The following is a 25,978-nucleotide window of genomic DNA, read 5'->3' on the forward strand; positions in this document are numbered from 1 at the left end:
GGTCATGCAGGTTTTTACGTTACAGTAAGATACACAAATGTACCGTACAATGCCACAAGAACTATACCATCCCGCCACCCCAGACGCAATCCTTTGGGAAGAAATACCAAGGGAAGTATTAAGAACGAAATACCCAACATCCAAAAAATATCGTTCTCCAGCAATCGCCGGTCCATGACCCTGATCGGGGTAATGATCGATGTGATACCAAGGACCGCCAAAATATTAAAGATATTGGAGCCGAGGAGGTTTCCCAACGAAATGGCCTTTTCTTTTTTGACTACTGCAATAATAGAGGCGGCCAACTCGGGAATGCTGGTTCCTATGGAAATAATGGTGACTCCGATAATTCTTTCGCTCACACCAAAAGTCTTTGCGAGGCCGACCGCCCCATCGACCAAAAGTTCAGAACCACCCCATAATGCGGTGCCACCCAGTCCTAAGAAAAGTACGGTTTTGTACAGGGGTAAGGGAGTATCATCTTCCGGTGCTTCATCTATTACGGCCGTCTTTTGAAAACGGAGTAGGTACACCAAAAAAAGGAACAACATGACCACCATTATTACGCCCTCGTATTGCTGTAGTTCCCCATCAAAATAAATGAATCCAAAAAACAGGGAAGACGCCAGCATCATTACCGGCCAATCGGTGGTATAAAAGACCTTTGTGACATCAATATTTCCCAAAATGATGGTGATGGCCAAAACCAATCCTAAATTGGCAATATTCGACCCTACTACGTTACCCAAGGACAGATCGGGAAAACCATCCAATGCAGCCTTGATACTCACGATAAGTTCGGGCGCCGAGGTGGCAAAAGAGACGATGGTCATCCCAATCACAATTTTTGGGATGTTTAATCGAAGTGAAAGTGCTACGGAAGATTTCAACAACCAATTGCCCCCTGCTATTAATAGGACAAGGCCTGAAATGATAAAAAGGAGGTTCAGCATTGGTTGAGGTCTACTAGGAACTTTTAACAAAGATAGAATAAGAAATCCGTTTAAAAACAATCGCCAAATCATTCCTATTACCGGCGAAAAAAAGAACCCTAAAAAGATCGAAAGACCGAAAAGCACGATTTTTAGTACCAACACCCTCCTTGCAAAACAATGTTGTGCCTAAAAAGCCCCTTCATTTGTTATAAAGTGAAATAGAACGGATTATTCTTAATTACAATCTATTATAGTTTTCAAGGAATTAATGTTTCATTTCATAACTTATATCATTTTTTTAGTTTCAATACTATATTCAATTTCATTAATTTTCAACGAATTGTTAGGATATCATTGTTTGTTTGCTATATCTTATTTGGATAATCGATTATTGAGTACTAATTACTCTCCCCTGTTCTATCCAAAAGACAGCTTCAGGGTTAACCTAAAAACCCCCTTTACTATGATCGCACTCGCTAAAATCCTGATGTTATTGTTGCTTTCATTGATTATGACTTTTTTGTAAGCAACCCTATATAGGCCTATATATCATAAGACCGTCGGTCGGCGGTCTTATTCTTTCTTTTTCAGAAGTACTATCTTTGCAAAAACAACCAATGAAAAAAGCGCTTTTTCAATTTTTGGCGAAAGTCAACAAAACGCTTCTTCCCTCCTATACCAAAAAGCGATTGGATTTATCAAAGGCATCCAAGCTACAACTGGCGATTATCGGCTGGCGGTATTATGTTACTACCAACGCATTGGATCAATAATGCAATAAGGACCGGACGTCGTAACCGTTCAACTTCTCTATACCCTTGAGAAAATCGAGTTCGATCAAAAAATTACATTGTACAATGCTGCCCCCGAGTCTTTCGACCAATTGACATACGGCGGCTGCCGTACCCCCAGTGGCCAATACATCATCATGAATCAAGATCCTATCGCCTTTTTGAACACTGTCTTTATGCATCTCCAAGGTATCCGTACCGTACTCGAGTTTGTAGGTTTGCGCCACTGTTTCGGCCGGTAACTTTCCGAGTTTGCGAACAGGAACAAATCCCGCCTTGAGTTCCGAAGCGAGAATGGGACCGTAAAAAAATCCCCTGCTTTCCATACCAACGACCTTATCGATCTTTTGGTTATCCACCATTTTCAATAAGGCCTTAGCGGCCTCCTGAAAAGCGGTTTTATCCTGTAACAGGGGTGTAATATCCTTAAAACCGACGCCCGGTGAGGGAAAATTATCAATATCCCTGATGTAGTTTTTAAAATCCATTGAATTCGATTGCACTTAGCTTGCCGTTAAATGTAAAAAGAAATATATTTGCAACCCCGAATAAAGAAAATACTATATGGCCTCGTAGCGCCCGCGAAGTATCGGGAGAATAGCGAATCTGATTACGGCTCAGAAGGTGTAGCGTGTACAAACACCTTCTTTTTTATTGGCCCTGTGGCGCAACTGGATAGCGCATCTGACTACGAATCAGAAGGTTACAAGTTCGAATCTTGTCAGGGTCACCCATAGCAAAAAATCCACTCCCCAAAGGAGTGGATTTTTCGTTTCAGTTATGCCAAAATCCGTTAGTATTCGGAAAAGGATTGAAATCAAAAATTACACTGCCTACTAGGGCGAGGCGAACTTTCCACTTTTTTACATTGGAGTTCAAGGAACACCGAAGGTAATCTGCCGAAGTCACTGGGAGCAAAAACCAAACGAATAAAAAACCTTGAAAATTCTGGGATTCTGCAAGGTTTGATTGCTTTTGGACTGTCATTTTATTTGAATTGGTTTGGTTCTAACCGTCAACAACTATTGACGATTTGCAGCCTTGCTATTATCGAATAAGCTCTAGCCATTGGCACCATATGGAACCTTGGTATTACCGAAAACTATATAAACCGATATCTAAAGTCGATATGAAAGTCTGTAGACCGTTATTCGAGACAACTTGAATACAAGTCCATTTCCGATTTTGAGACTTTTTTAGTTGGGGAGTATCCAAAAGACGTCCTAAAGCTGTAGGGCATAACATGGTTATAAAGGATGTTCAAAGACCAAAAAAAATTCTACCGCTTGCGTACCACTTGGAATGGATTGATAGCGGCCTTTTCCTGCGTTGGAAACCTACTTACAAGAGTACGCCCGGCTCAGATTTATACCGTCATAGGGAGACAATCCCAAGTTCTAAGTAGGGAGTAGTACTCACAACCAATTTTTTGTCGAGAATTATCTATATGTCACCCCGACCATGGTCCAAAGAGTAGGCCATCGTCAATTTGATAAATGCCGGTCCGACGACGGCCTTTTTAGTGTCCAATCTATAATTTCCTAATAGGTAATGGTGCCTTCCCCAAAGTTGTCAAAGGTTTGGTTTAAGTAATCAAATACGAAAAATAATGTGACGAAACCAGTGGCGTTCTCAAACCTACCAGTACCACCATAAATTAAAAAATCCAAGGAATTTTCGGTAGGATCCCCTCCGACCACAACAGATAATACCTGATCCCCATTTGCTGCGGTCTGCTTCGCAAATATGGGACCTAGGGGAGCAGTTCCATCAGTACAATAATCCAATTCGAGTGTAAAAAGCCCCAAATGTGTTGCATTACCCTCACCGCTGGCACTAAATTGAATAAATCCTTCGCATGCATCAGCACCAGGGGTCATAGACATTGTTCCCGACGTCCTGATTTTTAATTTCTTGGTTACCGGATTATCCTTTTGGGCGGATTGCTCGGTAAGAGCATCCCATTGTTTGCCTTTTGTAAACAGGATCTCCACCAGACCTTCATCAACGAGGGTATTTTGTTGATTGTTCAGTTCCATAGGAATGGCCTCCTTTTCACAAGCAAGAAAGAAAGCCACGATTCCAAATAGTAATAGAAATTTTAGTTTCATTGGTCTAAGATTTAAAAGATTCGACAAAAGTTACCCCAGCGTAAATACGGGTGCTGGTTAAAGATTATGTTCTTTTTCAAAGGCAGTATAAAATACCTCACTTTGAATTTCACACATCAAAATAAAATTGGTTAAGAAATTCCCACAATGATTAACATCAGTTTCTGATTGATTTCGAATGGGGATTGATGGATTGGATTTAAATCATTATTTATGGCATACATCAACTGTGTTTATGCCCTACACCTATCGTTTCCATAATTGCTTCAAAGCCAATTTCTTTTTTAAAAGGGTAGCTACTGCCCTCCCTTGAAAGAGTTGTTTGTAAGTCCTAGTTGTCATTGTTTAAGGGAAGGGAAATTGTTGGGAGGGGTCAAGTACATTCCAAAAGATTTTTGAATGACTGTTTGCCCATCGTCAAGAGCATCCGTACTAAAAAATGCGAGTGTTTTCCCTTTATACCGTACAGCGAATTGAAACTACCAACCGCATAAATCGAACACCTTGCGAGACACTACTCATGCGCCAAATTTCTTTATGTAAGAATTCGAGTTTGTTAGCTTCGAAATGAAAGTCAAATGACCCATTTGCATACCATCGGACCGACGGCAATCCGGTCAATAAATTTTTACATGGGAGTTCAAAGGAACACCGAAGGAAATTCTGCAGAGGTTACGCACTTACAACAGAAAGTCAGTGGATTGAAAATTGTTTTTTTGCGGGTTTTGCATGAACCATTCAAATCACTGCAGGGAACATGGCTACACGACTTCAAGGTCCCCGACAATAGTATCGCCCATCCCACAGACTTCAAAGGAAATATCACATCAAATATTCATCGGTAAAGTACTTGCTCATAAAGAATAGCAGGTTATCCGAAAACACTTTGTCTACAATCTCCTGTGGGGTCATCCCCATCATCAATTCCTCCAGTTCAGCCTTCCCGTAAGGCCTCGAAGAGTGCTCCCCAACATGTAAGATCTTTGCCCTTTTTCGTTCCTCGATGGGATTAAAATTATACTGGATCGCCTCCTTACAGCGAACCTTGAACTCGTTGAGCATATTGGCCGCGTTGAAGTGATCAAAGGGGTCGATGATTCCGTCAAAATCGGTTCCTAGGCAAACCGTTTTCCAAGCCTCTTCCATATGCCTCTTAGGAGTAGCGGTTTTATTGAGCTCCATGATATGGGATAGATTTATTCGTACCACGTGGAAGATATTCGTCAAGAACATTTGGGTATGCAACCGTTGTACGCGTACCAAACTGCCATGGGCCCTTGTTTCCTGTTTTACCAGGGCCTTAAATTTTCCACCTGGCATTCTTCCGTCGTGCATACATATCCCGATTATACCATCGGAATCGAAAATATCAATAATGTCCTCATCGGTGAGGTTGATGTCCCACCTACTCACGTAAGCACGCCGATCCAACTGATTGGTATCCTTTCTTTTTTTGGATTCCGCCCGGGTAGAAATACCATTGATCGCAGTATGGCTACAAACAATGGGTATCCTGTCCTTTTTTTGCTTCCAAAAGTTGTTGACGATGGCCAAATATTCGTCCCTGCATTGTAAAGACATGTGTTTTGTATCGACCAATATGCGCTTACCATTCTTTTTGGACAATAGGTGGTCGGTTATCAGTTTCTTCCCAAAATCCGTGAATCCCTTGTCGAGCCCCTTTCGTTGATCGAATACATTTGAAAATCCTGGAATTATTTTGTTGGGTGCATCTTTAAAGCTTTTTGCGTGCCCCGAAATCAAATTGTTAAAATGATGCGAAAAAGTAATAAAGAAAGGTGTATATGCCATCTCATCAGGGTTCTTAAGTGTTTCAATGTTGCTGACAAAGCTTTGTTCCAGTAACGATCTTGAATTGTCATCCAATTCCTCAATGTTTTCTTTTTCGAATAAATCCTCATTCTTGTACCTAGCAAGGGCATGTGCACCTTCAACGGTTATTATGCCGGCTATTTCAAATTTGTTCGTTTCGGTGTATTCCTTATAATTTCGTATCATTTTTAGTCTTGCGGGAGTAGGGTATCCGGGCACCTGATACGGTTTCCCATTTTCCTTCACAATGCGTTGATACTCATTCAGCAGGTCTTCAAAGTAGTCGATGGTCTCGGAATTATAGATATTATCGAGATAGGATGCTGCAGTCTCTTCCGAAAAACCCGTGAGGGCACGGATTACCTTACTATCGATGGCTAAATTCTTGAAAATCTTTTTCGAGAGTTTCTGATGGGACCGTGTACCTTTTCGGAACGGTCGGGCCGGCTTCATAAAAGGTCTTTCAGGGGGGTATAGTGCAAAAAAAAGTAATTTGTTATTCCCCTCATAACACGACGCCAGGTTCGATTGGGTATATTTGGCCATGTTTTTTAAGAATAAGTCAATGGCCAATTTTCGAAGTCGGTCTCCCAAACTTGGATTTCGAAACAGTCGTCTGGTCGAAATATTGTTAGCGCCTTTCCAGAGATTGGGAAGTTTGCTATTGTTTGTGGGCTTTAAAGATGGGTGACAGTGAAGGTCGGCAATCGGCTTTTCCATTGTAAGAGGTTTTTACTAAAATTATCTTCCGTATTTTATCGAATTTTATTCTAGTGTGCTTTTTCTAAGAGAAACACTGTTGGATCACATTCTCGTTTTCATCTTCCAGATTTACAAAGACAATCATCAACTCAATTCTCAAAAAACCGTTTGGACTACTATCCTTTCTTACTAGCGGGGGAAACATATCAAAAGCGCAACCACTCCTTATCGATTCAAAGCATTAGAGGCCTGGACAAAAGCTCCTAACATTATCTAAGGAAGGGGAAACTCTTCGTTCGCAACAAAATAGTCGCTTATGCTGCTTTACGAGGGAAAGTGAGTTTAAAGTACGACTATTGTCAGAAAATAACAAATAATTGCACTCAATTCTTCATTCCTAGGATTTCCCAGTTTCGCTTCCAAAGCGATGGAAAAGCCATGGATGTCATACGGTTTAACAGGCGTTCTTTTAAAACTACCTCAGAAAGAGAGCTTCTTTGCCCCGGTCGTCGGAAGGGAAGTAATTACAAGGGTGAAAATGGGCATTTGGCAATCCTACCTTTTCAAGGTAAAATGTGCCTTGAATATAGTACCGTCTATATTTTCAAAACGGAACCAGTAGTCAGACGAGGGCATGGGCAATCCCTGATGGGTACCGTCCCAACCCTCCTCATCTGGTCGTAGTTCCCGCAGTAGTTTTCCATAACGGTCGAATATGAATACAGTAGATTCGGGAAAGTACTCGCCCGCCGTAATTTTCCAGTAATCATTGATGCCATCGCTATTTGGGGTGAAAAACTTTTGATAGCCCACGGCAATAACCTCTTTCGAAAGCGTTCTACACCTGGCAGTGCCACGCACGAACACCGTATATTTTCCCGGTTCGACCTCGAACTGATTCGATTTTTGAAACCGTACCCCATCCAAGGAATATTGAAAATCATCATTGCCTTCCATGGCAATAGTTAAGGTAATATTCTCTGAAAAATGATTCACACTTACATCGAAATCGAGGGGCACCACGGTGGGACGCACCTCAAAATAGAACGTGTTTCCACAAACTTGCCCATTTTCAGCGCCGTTCACGGTAAGACTATAAGTCCCTGGTTCGGTGATATCGACCATTCTTGAACTGGCCAACTCTTTCTCCTGTGCATCACGCCAGGACCAACTATCAAAATCACCGCCGTCAAGGGTCAGAAACGGGTCCTCCGGACAAACAAGATAAGATTCTTCCAAATCCGGTCGAGGAAGCTCCTTAATCAAAATATCAAGCTCGGAAAGGGCATAGCAGTCCTTATTATCGATATGTTGGACCCGTGCGTACAGCTTCTCTACCCTATCGGTGTTGGAATACTGGTCCTTGACCAACTCGCTCACGCCAGCTCTGGCATCGTTTCCGGTTTGAAAGTACGACACCTCAAACATATCGGGATCCTGCCCGTTCAAAATTTGGGAGTCCATCTCCGATAAATCGATAAAATACAAACCAGTTTCATCCCAATCACATTGCACATACGAGGCATTGTAAGCCATCGGGTTTTCATAAATAACAATGCGCCTTTTCTCGGTATTGATTCTGGTTCCAATCTGTACTGTAGCGCTCACGAGATACTCGCCCGGAGCATCATAATGATGTAATGGATTCTGGATGGAGGCAGTATGTCCGTCGCCGAAATCCCATGCCACGGTATCGATGTGTTCCGTAGCCGTTATCGAAAACAGGGTGGTGTCACCAAAGCAAAATCCGTTGGCCCGTATACCCAAATCAAAATAAGAGGTAATAAAAGGTGGTAAGCCATATGTACCATGTCCAGTACCCAAATTAATGACATTGGCCTTGAAACCACAGGCCGGTCCAAGTTCTTCCGGAGATTCGATGACTGCCAGTTTTTCAGCCCCTGCCACGTAAATTTTGCCATCCAAAGCCAATTGCAGGGCACCTGTCATTTGAGAGGGTACATGTAGCGGCATCCTTGAAGCTGCAATATTCCGTTCCCTTAAATTAAATTGAAAGATATCTTCGTTGATAATCGATATGTACAAGCGGTCGCCATAGGGTGAAAACTCCAATCCGTAAAAATCCTTCGCATTCGATTGCATCAATACTTCCGGATTGGAAACGCCTCCCGTTTCCGTATCGAAATCCAACAACTCGATCCCAACAAAGGAATGGCATGCTGCCAATTTACGCCCATCAGGCGAAGTCTTAAGGTAACCCCTGCTTTTGAAAACGTCGTTTCCAGAATTGGCGTAATCCAAGTTAAAGCCTACGTTGCTAACGACAGGATTGGGATTAACTCCTGCAGCAGTGACCAGATAGGCCAAGTAGGAGTCGTTGCCCCAATCATGTGCCAACACCCAAAAATCTTCGCCGTTACGATGCTTCACCGCTGTCAATTTCTCGGTAACCGTCTTTTTCAAAAGGATGTTCTTTTTAACCACATCGCCCAAACCCCCATTCAAGGCCAAATCGATCTCGGAAAAATAGAGTCCGTCCCGTAGTTGAAAATTTGTAGTAAAAACATAATAACGGCTAGGGTGGTTCGGTACAGGAACAATGATACCCGATTGCGTACTGGAAGCATGTCCCTTTAGACCGGCACCGTTCGGCATGGGTCGGTGGTTACGATTCCAGACGGTCACGCCATCGGTATAAAACAAGAGATTACCCATAGGGTCGGCCATAGTGGCACAACCTTCTGCCGTATTCAAGGCGCCATCCTCAAGCACCGTCGGAACACCACTATTGAAATCGAGCCCTGCATTGCTTCCAAAATACCAAATAGCAGCTTCGCGTTGGGAATAGCCCAAATGCACAAATAACATAGATAGCAATCCGATAATAAGGCCCCTCAAAACAATAGTAGGTTACGTTTAAGACTTTTTCGGCGATTTGCAATTCGTAAAGCCTATGGAAACCAAACGTTACTAATGTGGTTTAAGTACATCAATTCCTACAAATTAACATTTAAGACTATTTAGTCAAAAAATCCGTTGCTCTAACCGTATAAAAAGACCGGTCATCGCCATTTTGTAACATTCATTACACAGACCGACGGGTATTCTGATTATCTTCGCGCAAAAATTGAGTATGGAATTTATACTTCAACCGTGGCCATGGTATGTCTCCGGCCCACTTATCGCAATCGTGATGTTCTCATTGATATACTTCGGGAAAACCTTTGGCATGTCATCTAACTTACGGACTTTATGCACAATCGGTGGTGCAGGAAAATATTCCGATTTTTTCCGATTTGACTGGAAAGCCCAAAGATGGAACCTCACCGTAGTGCTCGGAGCCCTTATCGGCGGTTTCATAGCGGTCTATTTGTTATCAGATCATCGCCCTATCGCCTTGAACCCTCAAACAGTGGCCGATTTGTCTGAGCTAGGATTCAAGGATGCCGGGCAAAGCCTGCTACCACCTGAAATCTATGATTGGGATTATGTATTAAGCATCAAAGGTATGGGCATTCTGATCATCGCCGGGTTTTTGGTAGGTTTTGGCACCAGATATGCAGGAGGGTGTACCTCCGGCCACGCAATCACGGGATTGAGTAATTTTCAATTACCTTCCTTGATAGCCGTCATCGGATTTTTTATCGGCGGATTATTGATGACCCACTTTTTACTACCCCTAATTTTTGGCTAGTAGTCATCATATAAAAAATTTAACAAACAAATGAAATTCATTAAATTCTTTTTGGTCGGAATCTTTTTTGGGATTGTTCTGGTAAAGTCAGAAGCTGTTTCCTGGTATCGTATCATCGAGATGTTCAAATTCCAATCGTTTCACATGTACGGTATTATCGGCTCTGCGGTAGTCTTAGGCGGACTCGGGGTTTGGCTCATCAAAAAAATGAAGGTTAAGAACATAGACGGCAAGGTGATTCAAATCCCCCCAAAAGAAAGGTCTTTTACGAGGTACTTGTTCGGGGGGAGTATTTTCGGATTGGGATGGGCCTTGGCGGGCGCTTGTCCCGGGCCTATGTACATTTTGGTAGGAACAGGTGTGTTCAGTATGCTCATCGTTATCGCCGCCGCTATTTTGGGAACCTTCGCTTACGGAGTCCTAAAAAACAAGTTGCCACACTAGTCGGGGTATTCATGATGGGAACAATTTAATTTCTAATTGCCAAGCAATCTTAATATGACCAGGGGACACGTCGACGCAAACTTATTAGGGACTATCGGGGTTTATAAAACCCAAACAAAAGAATGAGCACATGGACACGACAATAGCATATCCCCTTATCCTAAAAATAGCTTGGGAAATCTTCCGAACGACTTAAACAATTTCAGCGCTAAGCCCTGCCTGTAGCAATCGACTGCACCGAGGTTTTAAATCATCGTACTCCCCGGTCTTTACAGTGCATTTACCATTGTAATGTACTATCAGGGAGCACTGCTCCGCTTGTTCGGGAGAATGTTCACAGACGGCTATCAAGGTTTCTATGACATGATCGAAGGTATTCACGTCATCATTATACAGTACTATCTCTCGTTGCTTTACGGTATCTTCCTCCAGAAGTAATTCTTCTTGAAGTTTTTCCTTGGTACCCATAGAAATTTTTTTGGTTAGAAATCTTTCTATACCCTAAATATAAACCTCTGAAATGAAAAAAAGTACCCTTTCAGGTACTTTTAACAGTATTGTAAATGACTTGGCAGGTTAATATAGATATCGCAATGCAGTGACATCATTACTGTTGAATTCCCCATCTTCATTGTTGCTAAAGCAAGCCAACATCACAGAAGTAGGGTCATACCCGTCGGGGGTACCTGGTATAGGGTTGGCGCCAATGCTACCCACCCCTTCGTTGGTGTTTTCACCGCAGCTTTGGCGACTAAACCAATCAGTATGTCGAAAACCGACCGAATGTCCTATTTCGTGCGTAATTACATGCTCGTTCACGTCGGTGCTAAAATTATCCAATCCGTAAATCTGCACGAACTTGAAGGGTCTTCCTCCACTGGGAAATCCTGCCGACCCGCCGCTCCCTGAGGCATTGGGGTTATAGTAGACCACCATATCCTTATTTTGATAATTGGTACCAAACGTTAAAGAGAAGCTTATACTCAGATTCAAACGGTTATAGTTGTTCACCGCATACTGCAAAGCCGTTCGCTCTTTACTTGAAAGCGCATTCGAACCACCCGTATATCCAATAATCGATATCGTTCTCGGACTACTGACAAGATTATTAGTGTGATAATTCTTTTCAGTGGTGTTCAGGGCTGCAAGAATTTCATATTGCTCGGCAGAAAAAGTGATGTCATCCTCTACCTGATAGCGACTTTCATAGCTGCCATCGGGAAGCATAAAGTCCACTACCTTAACATTGCCTACATTGAAAAAGTTCCTTTTGAATACACCTATTACCTCATCATTCAATTCCAAGGTCGACTGTTGAACTACTTCCTCAGCTGCCGTAGGTTCTTCAATTGGCGCTACTTCATCTTTTTGACAGGCAACGGCCAATGACAAAAAGAGTGTACTTGCTACTAAAATTTTAAATTTTCTCATATTACAAATGTTCGGGGTTAAAAATGAATTTTTTAAGAATTCACTTACAATACTTGCTTAATATACGAGAAAACCGCATAATACAGATGCTTGTTTTTATGATTTATTTAAGAAAAAACGTACTTGATTGAAACCCAATCACTTTTTTTCAATTTTTTTTGAAGCTTCAGTCCAACCTTTTCACAATTCGTTGAAATTATGGCAATATCGGATTCATAAAATCCGCTCAAAAAGAGCATACCGTCCTTATTCATAGCGTTCGCATAAATGGGGATATCCCGGACCAGGATATTTCGATTGATATTCGCCAAGATAATATCATATTTTTTAGCCTCTATCAAGTCTGCGTCCCCTTCATATACCTTGATTTGGCTAGCGTTATTTCGAAGAACGTTTTCCTTGGCATTCAAATAGCACCAATGGTCAATATCGATGGCATCTATCGCCTTGGCGCCCTTCATTGCCGCCAAAATGGCGAGTACCCCTGTTCCGCTTCCCATGTCCAAGACCGACTTATTGTCGAAGTCGTTATCTAGGATATGTTGCAGCATCATATGGGTTGTTTCATGGTGACCGGTACCAAAACTCATTTTGGGCATGATGACAATATCGAACCGTACATTCGGTCGCTCATGAAAAGGTGCCCGTACCACGCATTGATTCCCAATTTGTATCGGTTCGAAATTACTTTCCCAAGTGGCATTCCAATTCTGCTGTTCGATTTCCTTGAAACGATATTCGATATGAAAAGCATCGTTCGACAGTATCTGGATAGGGTTAAGTATGTCTGGCGACCAGCATTCTTTCTGAATATAGGCCAGAACCCCTTCTTCTTCCTCGACAAAACTCTCGAACCCCGCTTCGCCCAATTCCGCGATAAGAATATCCGAAACCGGGTGCACCGGATTTAATCTAAAAGTGTATTCTATATATATGATGTTAGACATAATTGATTACTAAATCAAAAAAAAGGAGTATTCATAAGAATACCCCCTTCAGATGCTCTTCACTCGTATTGCTATTCTGAAGCAAAAAAGGTGATAGTTCTTATAATTATATTTTAAATTGCCTTGATAATTGCCACGAAATCATCTGCGACCAACGAAGCCCCACCAATGAGTCCGCCATCGACGTCGGGTTTTGAAAAAATCTCTTGGGCATTTCCGGGTTTTACACTTCCACCATATAGAATGGAGACTTTATTCGCAACCGAGGCGTCATAGGCTTCCGTAATGGTCTTACGAATGAAGGCGTGCATCTCCTGCGCTTGATCGGGAGTTGCCGTTTCTCCAGTGCCAATGGCCCAAACTGGCTCATAAGCCAACACAATCTTGCCCCATGATGAAACCTCCAAGGAAAAAAGGGCATTTTTCAATTGACTTTCCACGACTTCGAAGTGATTTTCAGATCTACGATCTTCCAATTCCTCGCCGAAACAAAAGACAACCCTCATATTGTTTTCCAAAGCGGCCTGAACCTTCTTTGCCAGTATTTCATCAGTTTCCCCGAAATAGGCCCTACGTTCCGAATGCCCTATTATCACCGTATCCACGCCTATATTCAACAGCATATCGGCAGAAATTTCACCCGTGTACGCCCCACTTTCGGCAAAGTGCATATTTTGTGCTATGACCTCGATGATAGACTGTTCCAAACTGCGTACTGCCGGTACCAAGTTCACAAAGGTAGGTGCCACCATGACCTCCGCATCGGTATCGGGAAGTTTGGCCGAAAGTTCGGCCAACAAGGCCTCGGTCTCGATCAAATTTTTGTTCATTTTCCAGTTTCCTGCTACGATTTTACTTCTCATATTTTGTCATTAATTATATTTTCTTTTTCCCTGTTCAACGCTTTTTGAGCCACTGCATTTCCGTGAAATGGCGCATCTTGATTTGTTACTTCACGGTATTTCTTAAAGCCCGGTGAGTTTTAGTGATATCTCAATCAAATTCCAATTCGTCCAGGTCGTTGTAGTGCACTTTTTGTTTTATGGTCCCTTTTTCCAACACCAGCACTCCCGGGTTGGAACGTACAATCGTTTTCAAGGTAGTCTCATCGGTAAAGTAAAACTCAAAGTCAAGTTGGTGATCTTTCACTAAACGGGCGGTCTGATCCGTATCGGAGGCCGACATGCCCACGACCCTATAACCGTTCTGAATCGCTTGACCCGTAATTTTCTTGATTTCAGCGTACACATCTTCATTGGTCTTCCGCAAGTCATAGGCGATAACCATTACGAGTTTAGGCTCTTGCAATAAGCTGGCCGCAAAGTCCTCCCCATTTTGCTCAACGGTAAAATCATGAATGGGTGGTTCGTATCCTTTCTGGACCTCAGTGGTCTCGACATCGATAAACTCCCCATCAACACTGGGATAATCCCCTTGGGTAACGATAATCTGCTCCTCCCCGTTTACATTGAACTTCCAAGCATAATCATAAATTGCTTGGGGAGCGTCGTCCGGAACGTTCATACCTTCTTCAATATTGGCTCCAATCTTATAAGGACGGAAATCGATTACCGGAAGGTGGTTCAACACATAATTGGCGTACAAGGCACATAGTATCAAAGCGACAAGAGTGATGATCCGTTTTGTATTGGAACCGGCAATAGGTTTGATATATTCCCTACCCTTGAACAAAACCAATATGAGCACCAATAACACCACATCCTTTGTAAAGGATTGCCAAGGAGTCAATTTCAGGGCATCCCCAAAACAGCCACAATCGGTCACTTTATTAAAATAGGCGGAATAGAACGTGAGGAAGGTAAAACCAACAATCATCAACAAAAGGCTCCAAACCGTGAATTTAACCCTAAAACCGATCAAAAGCATCACCCCAAGAAGAACCTCAAAAATCACCACAAAGATTGAAATGTACAGGGCATACGGTTCAAAGAAAGGCAAATCGAGTACCCCGGCGCTGAAGTATTCCTCCAATTTGAAGGAGAAACCCACGGGGTCGTTCAGCTTGATAAAACCACTGATGATGAACAATACACCGACTAAAATTCTACTGATCGTTACAATATATTTCATGCTGTACTTTGATTGGCCGATGAAGCTGCATTAGCGTTTAAATGAATAAGTGCAAAAACCGCATAATTCACCATATCTTGATAATTGGCGTCAATCCCTTCACTCACCAACGTTTTCCCTTTGTTATCTTCGATTTGTTTGACCCTTAGTATTTTCTGCAGAATTAGGTCGGTCAAGGAGCTTACCCTCATATCGCGCCAAGCCTCGCCATAATCGTGGTTTTTCTTTTCCATGAGGGATTTGGTCTCGGCAGTATGCCTGTCAAAAAGTGTCAAAGCCTCCTCAAGGGAAAGATCTGGCTGTTCCACAACGCCTTTCTCCAATTGAATCAGCGCCATGATCGAATAATTGATAATGCCAATGAATTCAGATCGTTCGTCCTCATCTACTTTTCGAACTTCGTTTTCCTGTAAACTTCGAATGCGTTGCGCCTTTATGAATATCTGATCGGTCAAGGACGGAAGCCTTAAAATACGCCATGCACTACCATAATCGCTCATCTTCTTTTCGTATAGGTCCCGACAGGTTTTGATCACCGCATCGTATTGTTCGGAAGTATGCTGCATTTTAATCGCTGTAATTTGCGTAAATTTCGCTCAAAATATCGAATTGCTCAAAGCAAAGGTTTTTAAATGGGTACCTTCGCCTGCAAATCTCGTGTTTTAAACTTGGTTTATCAAACGATGGCCCTCGGAATATGACCTTAAATTGCAAAGGAATTCTTATCGACCTTACTATTCCCAAGGTCATGGGCATTCTCAACATTACGCCCGATTCTTTTTACGACGGAGGAAGATACAAGAATGAAAAAACCATTCTTTCACAGGTAGAAAAAATGTTGAACGAAGGTGCCACTTTCATCGATGTCGGTGCCTATAGCTCCCGGCCTGGAGCTGATTTTGTATCCGAAATCGAAGAGCTCAAAAGATTGCTCCCAGTGGTACAACTATTGCTCCGAAATTTTCCGGATATCCTGTTGTCGATAGACACGTTTCGAAGCAAGGTGGCCAAAGAAAGTCTTGAGGCGGGGGCTGCGATTATCAACGACATTTCAGCGGGAATTCAGGATGGGGAAATGTTGCCCACTATTGCCAAGTATAAGGCACCTTATGTCATGATGCATATGCGGGGCACCCCAAAGACTATGCAGCAACATACCCAATACGACGATTTGTTAATAGAGGTATTGTCGTTTTTCTCGGAAAGGATAGCCGTTGCAAATACCTTGGGCCTGCATGACCTGATTATCGACCCTGGCTTCGGCTTCGCCAAAACCCTGGAACAAAACTATGAACTATTGCAACATTTGGATCGGTTTAAAACTTTGGGGCATCCTCTGCTGGTGGGGATCAGTAGAAAATCGATGATCTATAAAGCCTTGGGGACAAGTGCGCAGGGGGCTCTGAATGGCTCCACGGCCCTACACACCTATACGCTGACCAAAGGAGCCAACATCCTTAGGGCCCACGATGTGAAGGAGGCTAGGGAGTGTGTGCAGTTAATGCAACGATTGATTTGAGAAAACGAACGATTTTTCGTTCATCTATTTTTTATAATTTTACCAAAACGGCAAGGATTGGATTTTTTGAATTTTATCGATTTTAAAATTACAGATGTCCTCGACATTATCCTTGTAGCCATCCTTCTCTATTACATCTACAAACTGGTTCGCGGTTCGGTCGCTATTAATATTTTTATTGGCATTGTAATCGTGTGGGCTTTTTGGAAACTCACCGAGTTACTGGGTATGGAAATGATCAGTAGCATGGTGGGCGCCTTTATGCAGGTAGGACTCATTGCCTTGATTATTGTATTTCAACAGGAAATCAGGAAATTCCTTTTGATGATCGGATCGACAAATTTGGCCAACAAACGGAATTTCATCAGGCATTTCAAATTTCTAAGACAGGAGAGCCTTACCACCAGTATCGATGTAGATGCGGTCCTATTGGCCTGTGAGAAGATGAGCGCCTCTAAAACCGGGGCTCTGTTGGTATTTGCACGTAATAACTCTCTCGATTTTGTAAAATCGACAGGGGATAAAATGTATACCGAAATCAACCAACCCATTATCGAAAGTATCTTTTACAAAAACAGCCCGTTACACGATGGTGCCGTAATTATCGAGAATAATTATATTGTAGCTACCCGTGTAATACTTCCGGTATCGAATGAGCGTACGATTCCCCTACGATTCGGACTGCGCCATAGGGCCGCCGTGGGTATTACCGAAAAAACCGATGCCATTGCCCTGGTAGTGAGTGAGGAAACTGGCGATATCTCCTATATCAGGAACGGGGAATTTATACTGTACAAAGATATGTCGGATTTGGCCTCGATGATAAAGGAGGATTTGATTTAAACCAACCACCGAATGGAGTGCAAAAACTGCGAGAAATCACTGTTTGCAGACTATAACTATTGCGCCAATTGTGGCGCCAAGGTCATTCGCAACAGAATTACCATAAAGAACATTTGGAACGATTTTACCGAAAGGTTCTTAAATATTGACAATACCTTCCTAAGAACATTTGTTCATCTATTTTCGAAACCCGAAGCTGTCATAGGTGGCTATATCCGCGGGGTTCGTCGAAAATATCTTAACCCTATTTCTTATTTCACCATCGCTGTGACCCTTGGTGGACTCTTTATATTTGTATATCGAAAGTTTTTTCCAGATGCCCTGGATTTTCAACAACAGTCCCTTAATGCCAAGCCTGAGGCCAACGCACTGGCACAGGATATTTCAAGTACCATCTTCGAATATCAAAGTCTTTTTTATATCGCTACCCTACCGCTGTTGGCATTGATTTCGCGGCTCGTGTTCATCAATAGTAAAAAGTTTAACCTGAGTGAACATTTCGTAATCAATGTCTACGGATATTCCCATCTATCAATCCTCGTAAATGCACTGTATCTGGCAACTATTTGGAATACACCGGCCTTTCAAGTTGTGACCTTCTTCAACATGTTTTTTCAGATTGCCTATTTCACCTATATCTTCAAAAGGCTTTTTGGCTTGACTATTCCCCAAACCCTCCTGAAGCTATTGATTTTCCTGGGAATTCTGTTGGTTTTGTTTATTGCCTTAGTCATTGCCATGGCGGCCTATATGGTTGTTAACAAGCAGTGAGGGACCCAAGAATCGCCAAAGGCTACTTTTACACCACCTCTTCCGCTAAAAATTGGGCTTCGTAGAGCTTGCTGTAATAGCCTCCTTTTTTGAGTAATTCCTTGTGGGTGCCGGTCTCGACGATTTTGCCTGCATCCATCACCAAAATCTTGTCCGCTTTTTTGATGGTCGCCAAACGGTGAGCAATGATGATCGAGGTGCGGCCCTGGGTGATTTTTTCAGTGGCTTGTTGAATCAATTGCTCCGAATAGGTATCTACGGAGGAAGTGGCCTCATCAAGCACCAGAACACTCGGGTTGCTGACATACGCCCGTAGGAAAGCGATCAATTGTCGCTGTCCGCTCGAAAGCATGGTCCCGCGTTCCTTTACGTTATAGGCATACCCCCCTGGGAGGCTACTGATGAACTCGTGCACGCCAATCTGCTTGGCCGCTGCTTCGATATCTTTTACTGAAATGGAGTCGTCCATTAAGGAAATATTGTTGGCGATCGTATCGGCAAAGAGAAAAACATCTTGTAAAACAATAGCTATGTGCGAACGAAGCGAAGCCAGGGTATATTCCTTGATATCGATACCATCGACCAAAATAGCCCCGGAATCAATTTCATAAAATCTGTTCAACAGATTGATAATCGTTGACTTACCGGCTCCCGTTGCCCCAACGATTGCCACGGTTTGGCCCACCTTGGCGTTGAAAGACACACCGTGCAATACCTGCTCATCCTTCAAATAACCAAAGCGTACATCCTTAAACTCGATATCGCCCTTCACGTCATCTTTGACAATGGTACCGGTATCCTCAATATGACTATCCGTATCCAAAATGGCAAATACCCTATTAGCGGCCACCATCCCCATCTGTAATGTATTGAATTTATCGGCAATCTGCCGAAGCGGACGAAAAAGTAACTCGATCAAGAACAAAAAGGAAACGATGGTTCCTATATTATCTTGGTTAATACTGTTCAAATCCTGCAGCACCCCAAAATAAACGACCAATCCGATAGCGATTGCAGTAACGATTTCAGCAATCGGAAAGAAAATGGAGTTGTACCAGACCGTTTTCAACCAGGCGTTTTGATGCTTTTCGTTGATTTTTCTGAAATTTTCCTTCTCTATCTCCTCACGCGTAAAGAGCTGTACTATTTTCATCCCCGTGATGCGTTCCTGCACAAAGGAATTCAGGTTCGACACTTGAGCGCGAACTTCGATAAACGCTTTTTTCATGGCTTTTTGAAACAATCGCGTGGCGTACAAAATAATCGGGAGCAATGCGAAAACCAACAAGGCCAATTTCCAATTGAGGTACACCATAAATGCGGCCGCGGTCAACATTTTCAGCAAATCGGCCACTATTACAAAGAATCCTTGACTAAAGATTTCCCCAATCCGTTGCATATCGGCCACCGCCCTCGTCACCAGCACCCCAATGGAGGAGGTGTCGAAATACTGCATCTTAAAGCCGATCATTTTTTTGAAGAGAGCGACCCGAACATCCTTTATAACCGACTCTCCCAACCAGTTGGCATAGTAGTTAAAGCACAGCTGACTGATCACCTGACCCAATAATACGCCGAACATGGCCAAAACGAGCATTAAAAGTTTGTCGGGATCCTTTACTTTGATAGCGTCGTTTACGATTCTACCGGCGAAGGATGCAAATACAACGGCAAACAACGATAGCAATATCGCAGCTAAGGCAACCCCAAAAAACGTAAACCGATAAGGCTTTGTATGCGCTATCAACCGTTTGAACAAATTATAGTCAAAAGCCTTTCCAGAATTCTTATCCATCGATCTTTAAAATCTTTTCAGGGTACAATACCCTTGTCAAATATAAACCTTTTGCCGGCGCGGAAGCCCCTGCTGCAGATCGATCCTTGCCCACAATCACCTCACGAAGCTCCTCGGGGACCATTTTCCCTAAGCCGACCTCCAATAAAGTACCCACGATGGCACGCACCATATTACGTAAAAATCTGTCTGCGGTGATAGTGAATACAAGCGTTTCGCTCTCTACGTTCCAGAACGCCGATCGCAAATCGCACCGATATGTCTTTACATCGGTATTGGATTTGGAAAAACACTCAAAATCGCTGTACGTTCTTAAAATGGCGGCCGCCTGGTTCATTTTCCCGATATCCAATGGATACTTAACATAATGGGCAGCTTCCGAAAGAAAAGGATTTTTCTTCTGCACCACCCAATATTCGTACGTACGTTCCGTCGCATCAAAACGGGCATGGGCATCATGGGGTACCTTAAAGATTTTCTGAACTGCGATATCCTTTGGCAGAAAGGCGTTCAAACGATACACCAATCGCCCTTGGTCCTCGATAGTATCAACATCGAAATGGGCAAATAGCTGTCTCGCGTGTACCCCCGTATCGGTACGCCCAGCACCGGTTAGGGTGACCGGCCGACCCAATAGTTTGGAAAAGGCATCTTCCATCACCGACTGTATCGTAATCGCATTTGGTTGTTTCTGCCAGCCGTGATACCTCGTACCGACGTATGAAAATTGCACAAAATATCTCAAGCGAAACCGTTAGTTTTGTCAATTGCAAAGATACCTGAATCTTTGTTGAATGGTAAAGAGACCCGTTAAATTCAAGTTAAGCTTCACACTTTCAACGTTGAACCCTAAAAATGACTAAGATCCTGCTGTTATCCGATACCCATTCCCATTTGGATGAGGCGATTCTAAAGTACGCGCGCCAAGCCGATGAAATCTGGCATGCCGGTGATATCGGAAGTCTGGCCGTCACCGATACACTGACCAGTATTAAACCTGTTCGCGCCGTGTATGGCAATATCGATAATGCCATTATTCAGCAGGAATTTCCCTTGAACGACCGCTTCATGTGTGAAGGGGTCGATGTGCTAATGACCCATATCGGGGGATACCCTCCCAAATACAATCGAAGAACACGGGAGATGATTAAAAGTAATCCCCCTAAACTATTCATTTGTGGCCACTCGCATATTTTAAAGGTAATGTGGGACAAATCACTGGGCGTTTTACACATGAATCCGGGAGCGTGCGGCAAACACGGTTTTCATCAAGTTCGTACGATGTTGCGCTTCGTAATCGACGGAAGCGATATCAAGGATTTGGAAGTGATTGAATTGGGGAAAAGATAAATGGCACCCATTGGCAACCGATAATCTTCTTATTTTTATTCCCATGATGCACTGTAAACAATCCTCTTTGATAAGACCAGCAATGATGCGACAAAAAATAACCTTGATAGTACACTGCGCTATCCTATTTTTAGGAAGCCTCCACTTTTTACAGGCCCAGTTACATATTACCACAGACCTACCTGAAGGTATTTATGAAGTAGGTGAAACGGTTATCTGGAACGTGGAGTTGGAACCCGGAACGCAGGTCGATTCCGTTACCTACAAGCTGAAAGAAGGAGGCCTCTCCGTAACTTCCGAGGGATTGCTCGATTTTGAAAACAACAAGGCTTCCGTCCAATATACATTTACCAAACCGGGGGCCATCCTGCTTGACCTTCGTTGGAAATCCAAAGATCAATGGCACAAAACAGTCGGAGGTGCTATTGCCGATCCGGAGAAAATAGCGCTGGCCGTCGAAAAGCCAACAGACTTTGACACCTTTTGGGCCGGGAAAATCGAACAGCTTCGCTCGGTTCCAAAACAACCTCAAGTGCAGCGCATTCTTCTAGAGGAAGAAAAAGAAATCGAATACTACCACATCAAAATGAAAAATATCGACCGAAGCCATATTCGGGGCCAACTCGCCAAACCATTAAAAGTCGAGAAGCTTCCCGCACTCCTTATAGTGCAATGGGCCGGAGTGTATCCGTTACAACCCGAATGGGTTATCGATAAGGCAAAAAAAGGTTGGTTGGTATTGAATATCAATCCACATGATCTGCCCATTGATCGAGAGCAGGATTTTTACGAGATGAAAAGCAACGGGCCACTGAAAAACTATCCTGCCATCAACAATGAAAATAGGGATAAAAGTTACTTCCTACGCATGTACCTGTCATGCTATCGGGCCGCACAATACTTGACCGAAAGACCGGATTGGGATGGTGAGACCTTAGTAGTAATGGGCGCGAGCCAGGGAGGATTGCAAGCTTTGGTAACAGCGGGACTCCATCCAAAAGTCACCGCCTCCATGGCCTTGGTGCCGGCCGGTTTCGACACCATGGGCCCCGCTGTTGGAAGAAAGGACGGATGGCCGCATTGGTATACGAATACCGAAAACAAAAACGAACAGAAGGTGCATGAGACCAGTAGGTATTTCGACGTTGCGAATTTTGTACCCGATATCACATGCCCGGTTCTAGTAGGAATCGGCCTTTTGGACGAGACCTGTCCGCCCGAAGGTATCTACGCCGGTATCAATCAACTTTCAAACCGGAAGGAAATCGTATTGCTGCCCCGATCGGCACATCAGGCCAGAAATGGTTCCCAGGATGCTTATCATGAAAGGGTGGATACCCATTGGCTACCTCATCTGAGGAATCGGACCTTCTTGCAGGACTGAGGTTCCTTTCACTACCTGTCAAAACGAACCATCCAACCTAGCGGTTGCATGGTTGTACGAAAAAGCCCAGGGAACTACCCCTGGGCTTACGCACTAATACTACTAAGATGTTAGGCTTAACGCAAACGATCCACAGATTTTACAAGATCCTCATCCTTTTTGATAGCCCTGTTGGCCAGGACCAAAAAAACGATAGAAAATACAGGAATCAGCATCCCAATACCCTTCTCGGAAACCGAGGTCTCTCCAGATAAATTTAGCGATCGGTAAACGAAAAATCCCAGTAAAAAAAGATTTAATATCATATTCAATCTGTTCAACACAAATTGATTTTTTCTATTCTTAAAAAGTAATATGGCGATCAAGGCCAATACCGCGCTTGCATAAAAGGCGATGGAAATAAGAATTTCATTTCTGGCAAAAATCTCATTTCCCTGTGCATCGAACCAAAGGTTGAGCCAGAATGGCAGCAACCCCGTTAACAAGATTACCATCAACAAATAAACGGTCTGTATTCTCTGTAACATCCCTTAAACGCAAATTGGACAGCAAAAATACATGTCTTTTTAAAAATATACATTTAAAGTTGAAAATAATTTGTATTATTGTGCCGTTATTAGTTATAACACTTACCCGCAGGGAAATCGATCCCTAGTAATACCCAAATAACAATACACTTCAACACGTTCTCAAGACAAGTATAATTTACACGATTTTTGATGTTTGAAATTTCAGATTTAAAAGCCAAAAAGCTACCTGAGCTTCAGGAAATTGCTTCGGGACTAAAGGTCCCTAAATACAAGAGCCTTAAAAAACTAGACCTCGTTTACCAAATTCTGGACCTACAGGCAGCCGACCCCAAAAAAGTGGCAGAGGTCGCTCCAGGAAAGACCGAGGAGCCAGTAAAACAAAAGCCAAAGAGAGCCCGAGTGGATAAAAAACGTCCCAACCCCAAACCCCGTGTCGAGGTGGAAAGTGCACCCTCGAAAACGGATTCCGTCAAGGAAAGTAAGGCCGAGCAAAACAATCCTCGTAGAGAACAGCATAAGACCCAACACCAGCAGCATAAAAATGCATCCGGTAAGGGGCAACGCCAACAAAAACAATCGAACTACGATAAAAGTAATTTTGACAAGGACCTGAAGAATCGCTACAAAGAACCTGAATTTGAGTTCGACAGCATCATAGAGAGCGAGGGCGTGCTCGATATCATGCAGGATGGATATGGATTTTTACGTTCTTCGGATTACAACTACCTCTCTTCCCCCGATGATATTTATGTGTCCCAGTCCCAGATTCGCTTATTCGGACTCAAGACCGGGGATACCGTGCTGGGGAATGTAAGACCCCCAAAGGAAGGTGAAAAATACTTCCCTTTGATCAAGGTGAACAAAATTAACGGTATCGACCCCCAAGTGGTTCGCGACCGGGTTGCCTTTGAGCATTTGACCCCTCTGTTCCCGCAGGAAAAATTCAACATCGCAGAAAGACAGAGCAGTATTTCGACCCGTGTCATGGACCTTTTCTCCCCTATCGGAAAAGGCCAACGTGGTATGATCGTCTCCCAACCCAAGACGGGTAAAACGATGTTGTTGAAAGATATTGCCAACGCCATTGCGGCCAATCATCCTGAAGTATACCAGATCATCCTATTAATAGACGAACGGCCCGAGGAGGTGACCGATATGCAGCGCAACGTACGCGGTGAAGTGGTCGCATCGACTTTTGACAAGGAGGCCGTGGAACACGTACGGGTGGCCAACATCGTATTGGAAAAGGCAAAACGTTTGGTGGAGTGTGGTCACGATGTAGTTATCTTGTTAGACTCGATTACCCGCCTGGCCAGGGCCTATAACACCGTTCAACCCGCATCGGGAAAAGTTTTGAGTGGTGGTGTCGATGCCAATGCCCTGCATAAACCAAAACGTTTCTTTGGGGCGGCCCGTAATATCGAGAATGGTGGATCTTTATCGATTATCGCAACGGCCCTAACGGAAACCGGTTCTAAAATGGACGAGGTAATCTTTGAGGAATTTAAGGGAACGGGTAATATGGAACTACAGCTAGATCGCAAGATTTCGAACCGACGTATTTTCCCCGCTATCGACCTTACCTCCTCCAGTACGCGAAGAGACGATTTGTTGTTGGATGAAAATACCATTCAGCGCATGTGGATATTACGAAAGTACTTGGCGGACATGAATCCTGTGGAAGCGATGGAGTTTATCGAACAACGCATCAAACAAACCAGGAACAACGAAGAATTTTTAATGACCATGAGTCAGTAGGTACCGCTCAAGCGGAAAATATCAAACACGAAATCCCAAATTCCGAGGTGGCCAGACCATTTGGAATTTGGGATTTCGTTTTTTAAGGAATAATTCTGATTTAACGTGCGATTATCCTTAAAATAAATATCTTTATGTAGCAATTGCAAACGATTTCCCCCCTTGTTGCATCAGCTAAATTCTTTTTTAACCACTAAAAACACGACCATGAAAAACTATGGAAAGAAGTCTGTACCATTTCTCCTTGCAACACTACTATTAGTAGGGCTCGCCGGTTGCGAGCCAAAAGTGGAGGACAAACGTGAGGAAGTACCCGTAGATCCTCCCAAACAGATTGTCACCATCGGAGAGGCCAAAAACTACTACGACAATTATTCCAAAAGGAGGGTGCCGTTGATTCGGCGCTACGAAGATTCGATCAACCGTCGCGGCATTGATGAAAAAATGCAACAAATGCAGCAAGAAGATGATCAGGGTAAAGGGGAGGCCGCAGAAGCTCCGGCCAAGTTCGATGTAGCCCGATACGTGTATTATGATTACCAAACCATCAAGGACTATATGACCTTTATCGAACAACAGGCGGCAGCTGCCAAAGTGGACATCTCAACGATTCGTTTCTATTTTTCGAACTACCCCGATAGCACCCAGTATGTGCATCCCAGACAGAACTCGATCATGATTTCCCCTGCCCTGAAACAGGGAGACCGGGAATACTTATTCTACATCGACGATTCGGACCCCGAGAATCCGAAGCCTGTATTATTGGGAGATAATTTTGGGCCCGTTAAGCAAGGTGTGGGGAAGGTAGAAACTTCTAAGGACAAAGCGTATGCTTCTTTTGGGCCAAGCCTTCCGACCAGTAACATCGCATTGGTACTCCCGTATGATGGTGGGCAGAGTCTAACGTTGAACAGAGGTACCGGTGCTCCACCACCATATCATGAGCAGTAATCCATTTTTAGGCAATCGTGGTCTGATCTATAATTTTTTTGAAAAGAGGAATGTGTGGTAGATTTTTTGAAAAATAATTACTTTCTAATAATCTACGCCGTCGCATTGATTGTGTCGATTGTTAGGTATAGAAGATA

At 43.3% G+C, this 25,978-nt stretch carries 24 protein-coding genes and 1 tRNA gene; 11 read left to right on the forward strand and 14 right to left on the reverse strand.

The window, feature by feature from the left end:
- Window positions 1-14 precede the first annotated feature (14 nt).
- Window positions 15-953, reverse strand: coding sequence for a calcium/sodium antiporter (locus FK220_RS01195; RefSeq protein WP_152572457.1), 939 nt, complete (start codon window positions 951-953; stop codon window positions 15-17).
- 599 nt (window positions 954-1,552) lie between these two features.
- Here FK220_RS01195 and FK220_RS01200 point away from each other — a divergent pair.
- The gene (locus FK220_RS01200) at window positions 1,553-1,708 is read left to right on the forward strand and encodes an SsrA-binding protein (protein ID WP_152572458.1); all 156 of its coding nucleotides are present in this window, start codon (window positions 1,553-1,555) and stop codon (window positions 1,706-1,708) included.
- Here the strand turns inward: FK220_RS01200 and FK220_RS01205 are convergent.
- Window positions 1,702-2,214, reverse strand: coding sequence for an adenine phosphoribosyltransferase (locus tag FK220_RS01205; RefSeq protein WP_152572459.1), 513 nt, complete (start codon window positions 2,212-2,214; stop codon window positions 1,702-1,704). The genes FK220_RS01200 and FK220_RS01205 overlap by 7 nt on opposite strands.
- Window positions 2,215-2,382: 168 nt before the next feature.
- Between FK220_RS01205 and FK220_RS01210 the strand changes: the two genes are divergently transcribed.
- Window positions 2,383-2,456: transfer RNA gene (locus FK220_RS01210), tRNA-Arg, on the forward strand.
- Between the two features lie 811 nt (window positions 2,457-3,267).
- Here FK220_RS01210 and FK220_RS01215 read toward each other — a convergent pair.
- From FK220_RS01215 to FK220_RS01225, 3 genes are all read right to left on the reverse strand, one after another.
- Window positions 3,268-3,837 (reverse strand): hypothetical protein, encoded by a 570-nt coding sequence (locus FK220_RS01215; protein ID WP_152572460.1) that lies wholly within the window; start codon window positions 3,835-3,837, stop codon window positions 3,268-3,270.
- 822 nt (window positions 3,838-4,659) lie between these two features.
- Window positions 4,660-6,390, reverse strand: coding sequence for an amidohydrolase family protein (locus tag FK220_RS01220; protein WP_152572461.1), 1,731 nt, complete (start codon window positions 6,388-6,390; stop codon window positions 4,660-4,662).
- 537 nt (window positions 6,391-6,927) lie between these two features.
- Window positions 6,928-9,231, reverse strand: coding sequence for a T9SS type B sorting domain-containing protein (locus FK220_RS01225; protein ID WP_152572462.1), 2,304 nt, complete (start codon window positions 9,229-9,231; stop codon window positions 6,928-6,930).
- Window positions 9,232-9,466: 235 nt separating this feature from the next.
- On the opposite strand from FK220_RS01225, the gene FK220_RS01230 reads away from it, so the two are divergent.
- Entirely contained in the window at window positions 9,467-10,027 is a 561-nt protein-coding gene (locus FK220_RS01230; RefSeq protein WP_152572463.1) for a YeeE/YedE family protein, read from the forward strand.
- A 30-nt stretch (window positions 10,028-10,057) separates the two neighbouring features.
- Window positions 10,058-10,471, forward strand: coding sequence for a DUF6691 family protein (locus FK220_RS01235; RefSeq protein WP_152572464.1), 414 nt, complete (start codon window positions 10,058-10,060; stop codon window positions 10,469-10,471).
- Window positions 10,472-10,663: 192 nt separating this feature from the next.
- Here FK220_RS01235 and FK220_RS01240 read toward each other — a convergent pair whose 3' ends face one another.
- From FK220_RS01240 to FK220_RS01265, 6 genes are all read right to left on the reverse strand, one after another.
- Window positions 10,664-10,939, reverse strand: a complete 276-nt coding sequence (locus FK220_RS01240) for an ATP-dependent Clp protease adaptor ClpS (RefSeq protein ID WP_152572465.1) — start codon at window positions 10,937-10,939, stop codon at window positions 10,664-10,666.
- Window positions 10,940-11,047: 108 nt separating this feature from the next.
- Window positions 11,048-11,902: a M57 family metalloprotease gene (locus FK220_RS01245; RefSeq protein WP_152572466.1), complete on the reverse strand. Its 855-nt coding sequence runs from the start codon at window positions 11,900-11,902 to the stop codon at window positions 11,048-11,050.
- Between the two features lie 107 nt (window positions 11,903-12,009).
- Entirely contained in the window at window positions 12,010-12,849 is an 840-nt protein-coding gene (prmA, locus tag FK220_RS01250; protein ID WP_152572467.1) for a 50S ribosomal protein L11 methyltransferase, read from the reverse strand.
- Window positions 12,850-12,962: 113 nt separating this feature from the next.
- Window positions 12,963-13,712, reverse strand: a complete 750-nt coding sequence (gene tpiA, locus FK220_RS01255) for a triose-phosphate isomerase (RefSeq protein ID WP_152572468.1) — start codon at window positions 13,710-13,712, stop codon at window positions 12,963-12,965.
- A 130-nt stretch (window positions 13,713-13,842) separates the two neighbouring features.
- Window positions 13,843-14,940: a BT_3928 family protein gene (locus tag FK220_RS01260; RefSeq protein ID WP_152572469.1), complete on the reverse strand. Its 1,098-nt coding sequence runs from the start codon at window positions 14,938-14,940 to the stop codon at window positions 13,843-13,845.
- Window positions 14,937-15,506: a DUF1599 domain-containing protein gene (locus FK220_RS01265; protein WP_152572470.1), complete on the reverse strand. Its 570-nt coding sequence runs from the start codon at window positions 15,504-15,506 to the stop codon at window positions 14,937-14,939. Before FK220_RS01265 ends, FK220_RS01260 begins: the two co-directional genes overlap by 4 nt.
- Before the next feature lie 131 nt (window positions 15,507-15,637).
- Between FK220_RS01265 and folP the strand changes: the two genes are divergently transcribed.
- From folP to FK220_RS01280, 3 genes are read left to right on the forward strand one after another with little or no spacing between them, the layout of a single operon-like run.
- Complete coding sequence (gene folP / locus FK220_RS01270; protein ID WP_152572471.1) at window positions 15,638-16,459, forward strand: dihydropteroate synthase; 822 nt, start codon at window positions 15,638-15,640, stop codon at window positions 16,457-16,459.
- A gap of 57 nt (window positions 16,460-16,516) precedes the next feature.
- Entirely contained in the window at window positions 16,517-17,302 is a 786-nt protein-coding gene (locus FK220_RS01275) for a diadenylate cyclase (RefSeq protein WP_152572472.1), read from the forward strand.
- Between the two features lie 12 nt (window positions 17,303-17,314).
- Complete coding sequence (locus tag FK220_RS01280) at window positions 17,315-18,073, forward strand: DUF3667 domain-containing protein (RefSeq protein WP_152572473.1); 759 nt, start codon at window positions 17,315-17,317, stop codon at window positions 18,071-18,073.
- 28 nt (window positions 18,074-18,101) lie between these two features.
- Here FK220_RS01280 and FK220_RS01285 read toward each other — a convergent pair whose 3' ends face one another.
- Window positions 18,102-19,868 (reverse strand): ABC transporter ATP-binding protein, encoded by a 1,767-nt coding sequence (locus FK220_RS01285; protein ID WP_152572474.1) that lies wholly within the window; start codon window positions 19,866-19,868, stop codon window positions 18,102-18,104.
- The gene (truA, locus tag FK220_RS01290; protein ID WP_152572475.1) at window positions 19,861-20,613 is read right to left on the reverse strand and encodes a tRNA pseudouridine(38-40) synthase TruA; all 753 of its coding nucleotides are present in this window, start codon (window positions 20,611-20,613) and stop codon (window positions 19,861-19,863) included. The genes FK220_RS01285 and truA overlap by 8 nt, the downstream gene beginning before the upstream one ends.
- Window positions 20,614-20,723: 110 nt before the next feature.
- Here truA and FK220_RS01295 point away from each other — a divergent pair, with 110 nt between their 5' ends.
- Together FK220_RS01295 and FK220_RS01300 are read left to right on the forward strand one after the other, a co-directional pair.
- Entirely contained in the window at window positions 20,724-21,218 is a 495-nt protein-coding gene (locus tag FK220_RS01295; protein WP_152572476.1) for a metallophosphoesterase family protein, read from the forward strand.
- A gap of 67 nt (window positions 21,219-21,285) precedes the next feature.
- Window positions 21,286-22,602, forward strand: coding sequence for an acetylxylan esterase (locus FK220_RS01300; RefSeq protein ID WP_166204727.1), 1,317 nt, complete (start codon window positions 21,286-21,288; stop codon window positions 22,600-22,602).
- Between the two features lie 116 nt (window positions 22,603-22,718).
- Here the strand turns inward: FK220_RS01300 and FK220_RS01305 are convergent, their stop codons facing one another.
- Window positions 22,719-23,129 (reverse strand): DUF4293 domain-containing protein, encoded by a 411-nt coding sequence (locus FK220_RS01305; protein ID WP_152572478.1) that lies wholly within the window; start codon window positions 23,127-23,129, stop codon window positions 22,719-22,721.
- Window positions 23,130-23,321: 192 nt separating this feature from the next.
- Here FK220_RS01305 and rho point away from each other — a divergent pair, with 192 nt between their 5' ends.
- Complete coding sequence (gene rho, locus FK220_RS01310; RefSeq protein ID WP_152572479.1) at window positions 23,322-24,890, forward strand: transcription termination factor Rho; 1,569 nt, start codon at window positions 23,322-23,324, stop codon at window positions 24,888-24,890.
- A gap of 207 nt (window positions 24,891-25,097) precedes the next feature.
- Window positions 25,098-25,841 carry a hypothetical protein gene (locus FK220_RS01315; protein WP_152572480.1) on the forward strand — a complete coding sequence of 248 codons (744 nt, stop codon included), beginning with the start codon at window positions 25,098-25,100 and terminating at the stop codon, window positions 25,839-25,841.
- Window positions 25,842-25,978 lie beyond the last annotated feature (137 nt).

The sequence above is a fragment of the Pelagihabitans pacificus genome (genome assembly GCF_009371985.2).
GTDB lineage: Bacteria > Bacteroidota > Bacteroidia > Flavobacteriales > Flavobacteriaceae > Pelagihabitans > Pelagihabitans pacificus.

Bases quoted from the DNA above. Each gene is read 5' to 3' on its own strand.
- FK220_RS01195 (WP_152572457.1), bottom strand. From the start codon at position 953: ATGCTGAACCTCCTTTTTATCATTTCAGGCCTTGTCCTATTAATAGCA.
- FK220_RS01200 (WP_152572458.1), top strand. From the start codon at position 1,553: ATGAAAAAAGCGCTTTTTCAATTTTTGGCGAAAGTCAACAAAACGCTT.
- FK220_RS01205 (WP_152572459.1), bottom strand. From the start codon at position 2,214: ATGGATTTTAAAAACTACATCAGGGATATTGATAATTTTCCCTCACCG.
- FK220_RS01215 (WP_152572460.1), bottom strand. From the start codon at position 3,837: ATGAAACTAAAATTTCTATTACTATTTGGAATCGTGGCTTTCTTTCTT.
- FK220_RS01220 (WP_152572461.1), bottom strand. From the start codon at position 6,390: ATGGAAAAGCCGATTGCCGACCTTCACTGTCACCCATCTTTAAAGCCC.
- FK220_RS01230 (WP_152572463.1), top strand. From the start codon at position 9,467: ATGGAATTTATACTTCAACCGTGGCCATGGTATGTCTCCGGCCCACTT.
- FK220_RS01235 (WP_152572464.1), top strand. From the start codon at position 10,058: ATGAAATTCATTAAATTCTTTTTGGTCGGAATCTTTTTTGGGATTGTT.
- FK220_RS01240 (WP_152572465.1), bottom strand. From the start codon at position 10,939: ATGGGTACCAAGGAAAAACTTCAAGAAGAATTACTTCTGGAGGAAGAT.
- FK220_RS01245 (WP_152572466.1), bottom strand. From the start codon at position 11,902: ATGAGAAAATTTAAAATTTTAGTAGCAAGTACACTCTTTTTGTCATTG.
- prmA (WP_152572467.1), bottom strand. From the start codon at position 12,849: ATGTCTAACATCATATATATAGAATACACTTTTAGATTAAATCCGGTG.
- tpiA (WP_152572468.1), bottom strand. From the start codon at position 13,712: ATGAGAAGTAAAATCGTAGCAGGAAACTGGAAAATGAACAAAAATTTG.
- FK220_RS01260 (WP_152572469.1), bottom strand. From the start codon at position 14,940: ATGAAATATATTGTAACGATCAGTAGAATTTTAGTCGGTGTATTGTTC.
- FK220_RS01265 (WP_152572470.1), bottom strand. From the start codon at position 15,506: ATGCAGCATACTTCCGAACAATACGATGCGGTGATCAAAACCTGTCGG.
- folP (WP_152572471.1), top strand. From the start codon at position 15,638: ATGACCTTAAATTGCAAAGGAATTCTTATCGACCTTACTATTCCCAAG.
- FK220_RS01280 (WP_152572473.1), top strand. From the start codon at position 17,315: ATGGAGTGCAAAAACTGCGAGAAATCACTGTTTGCAGACTATAACTAT.
- FK220_RS01285 (WP_152572474.1), bottom strand. From the start codon at position 19,868: ATGGATAAGAATTCTGGAAAGGCTTTTGACTATAATTTGTTCAAACGG.
- FK220_RS01295 (WP_152572476.1), top strand. From the start codon at position 20,724: ATGACTAAGATCCTGCTGTTATCCGATACCCATTCCCATTTGGATGAG.
- FK220_RS01305 (WP_152572478.1), bottom strand. From the start codon at position 23,129: ATGTTACAGAGAATACAGACCGTTTATTTGTTGATGGTAATCTTGTTA.
- rho (WP_152572479.1), top strand. From the start codon at position 23,322: ATGTTTGAAATTTCAGATTTAAAAGCCAAAAAGCTACCTGAGCTTCAG.
- FK220_RS01315 (WP_152572480.1), top strand. From the start codon at position 25,098: ATGAAAAACTATGGAAAGAAGTCTGTACCATTTCTCCTTGCAACACTA.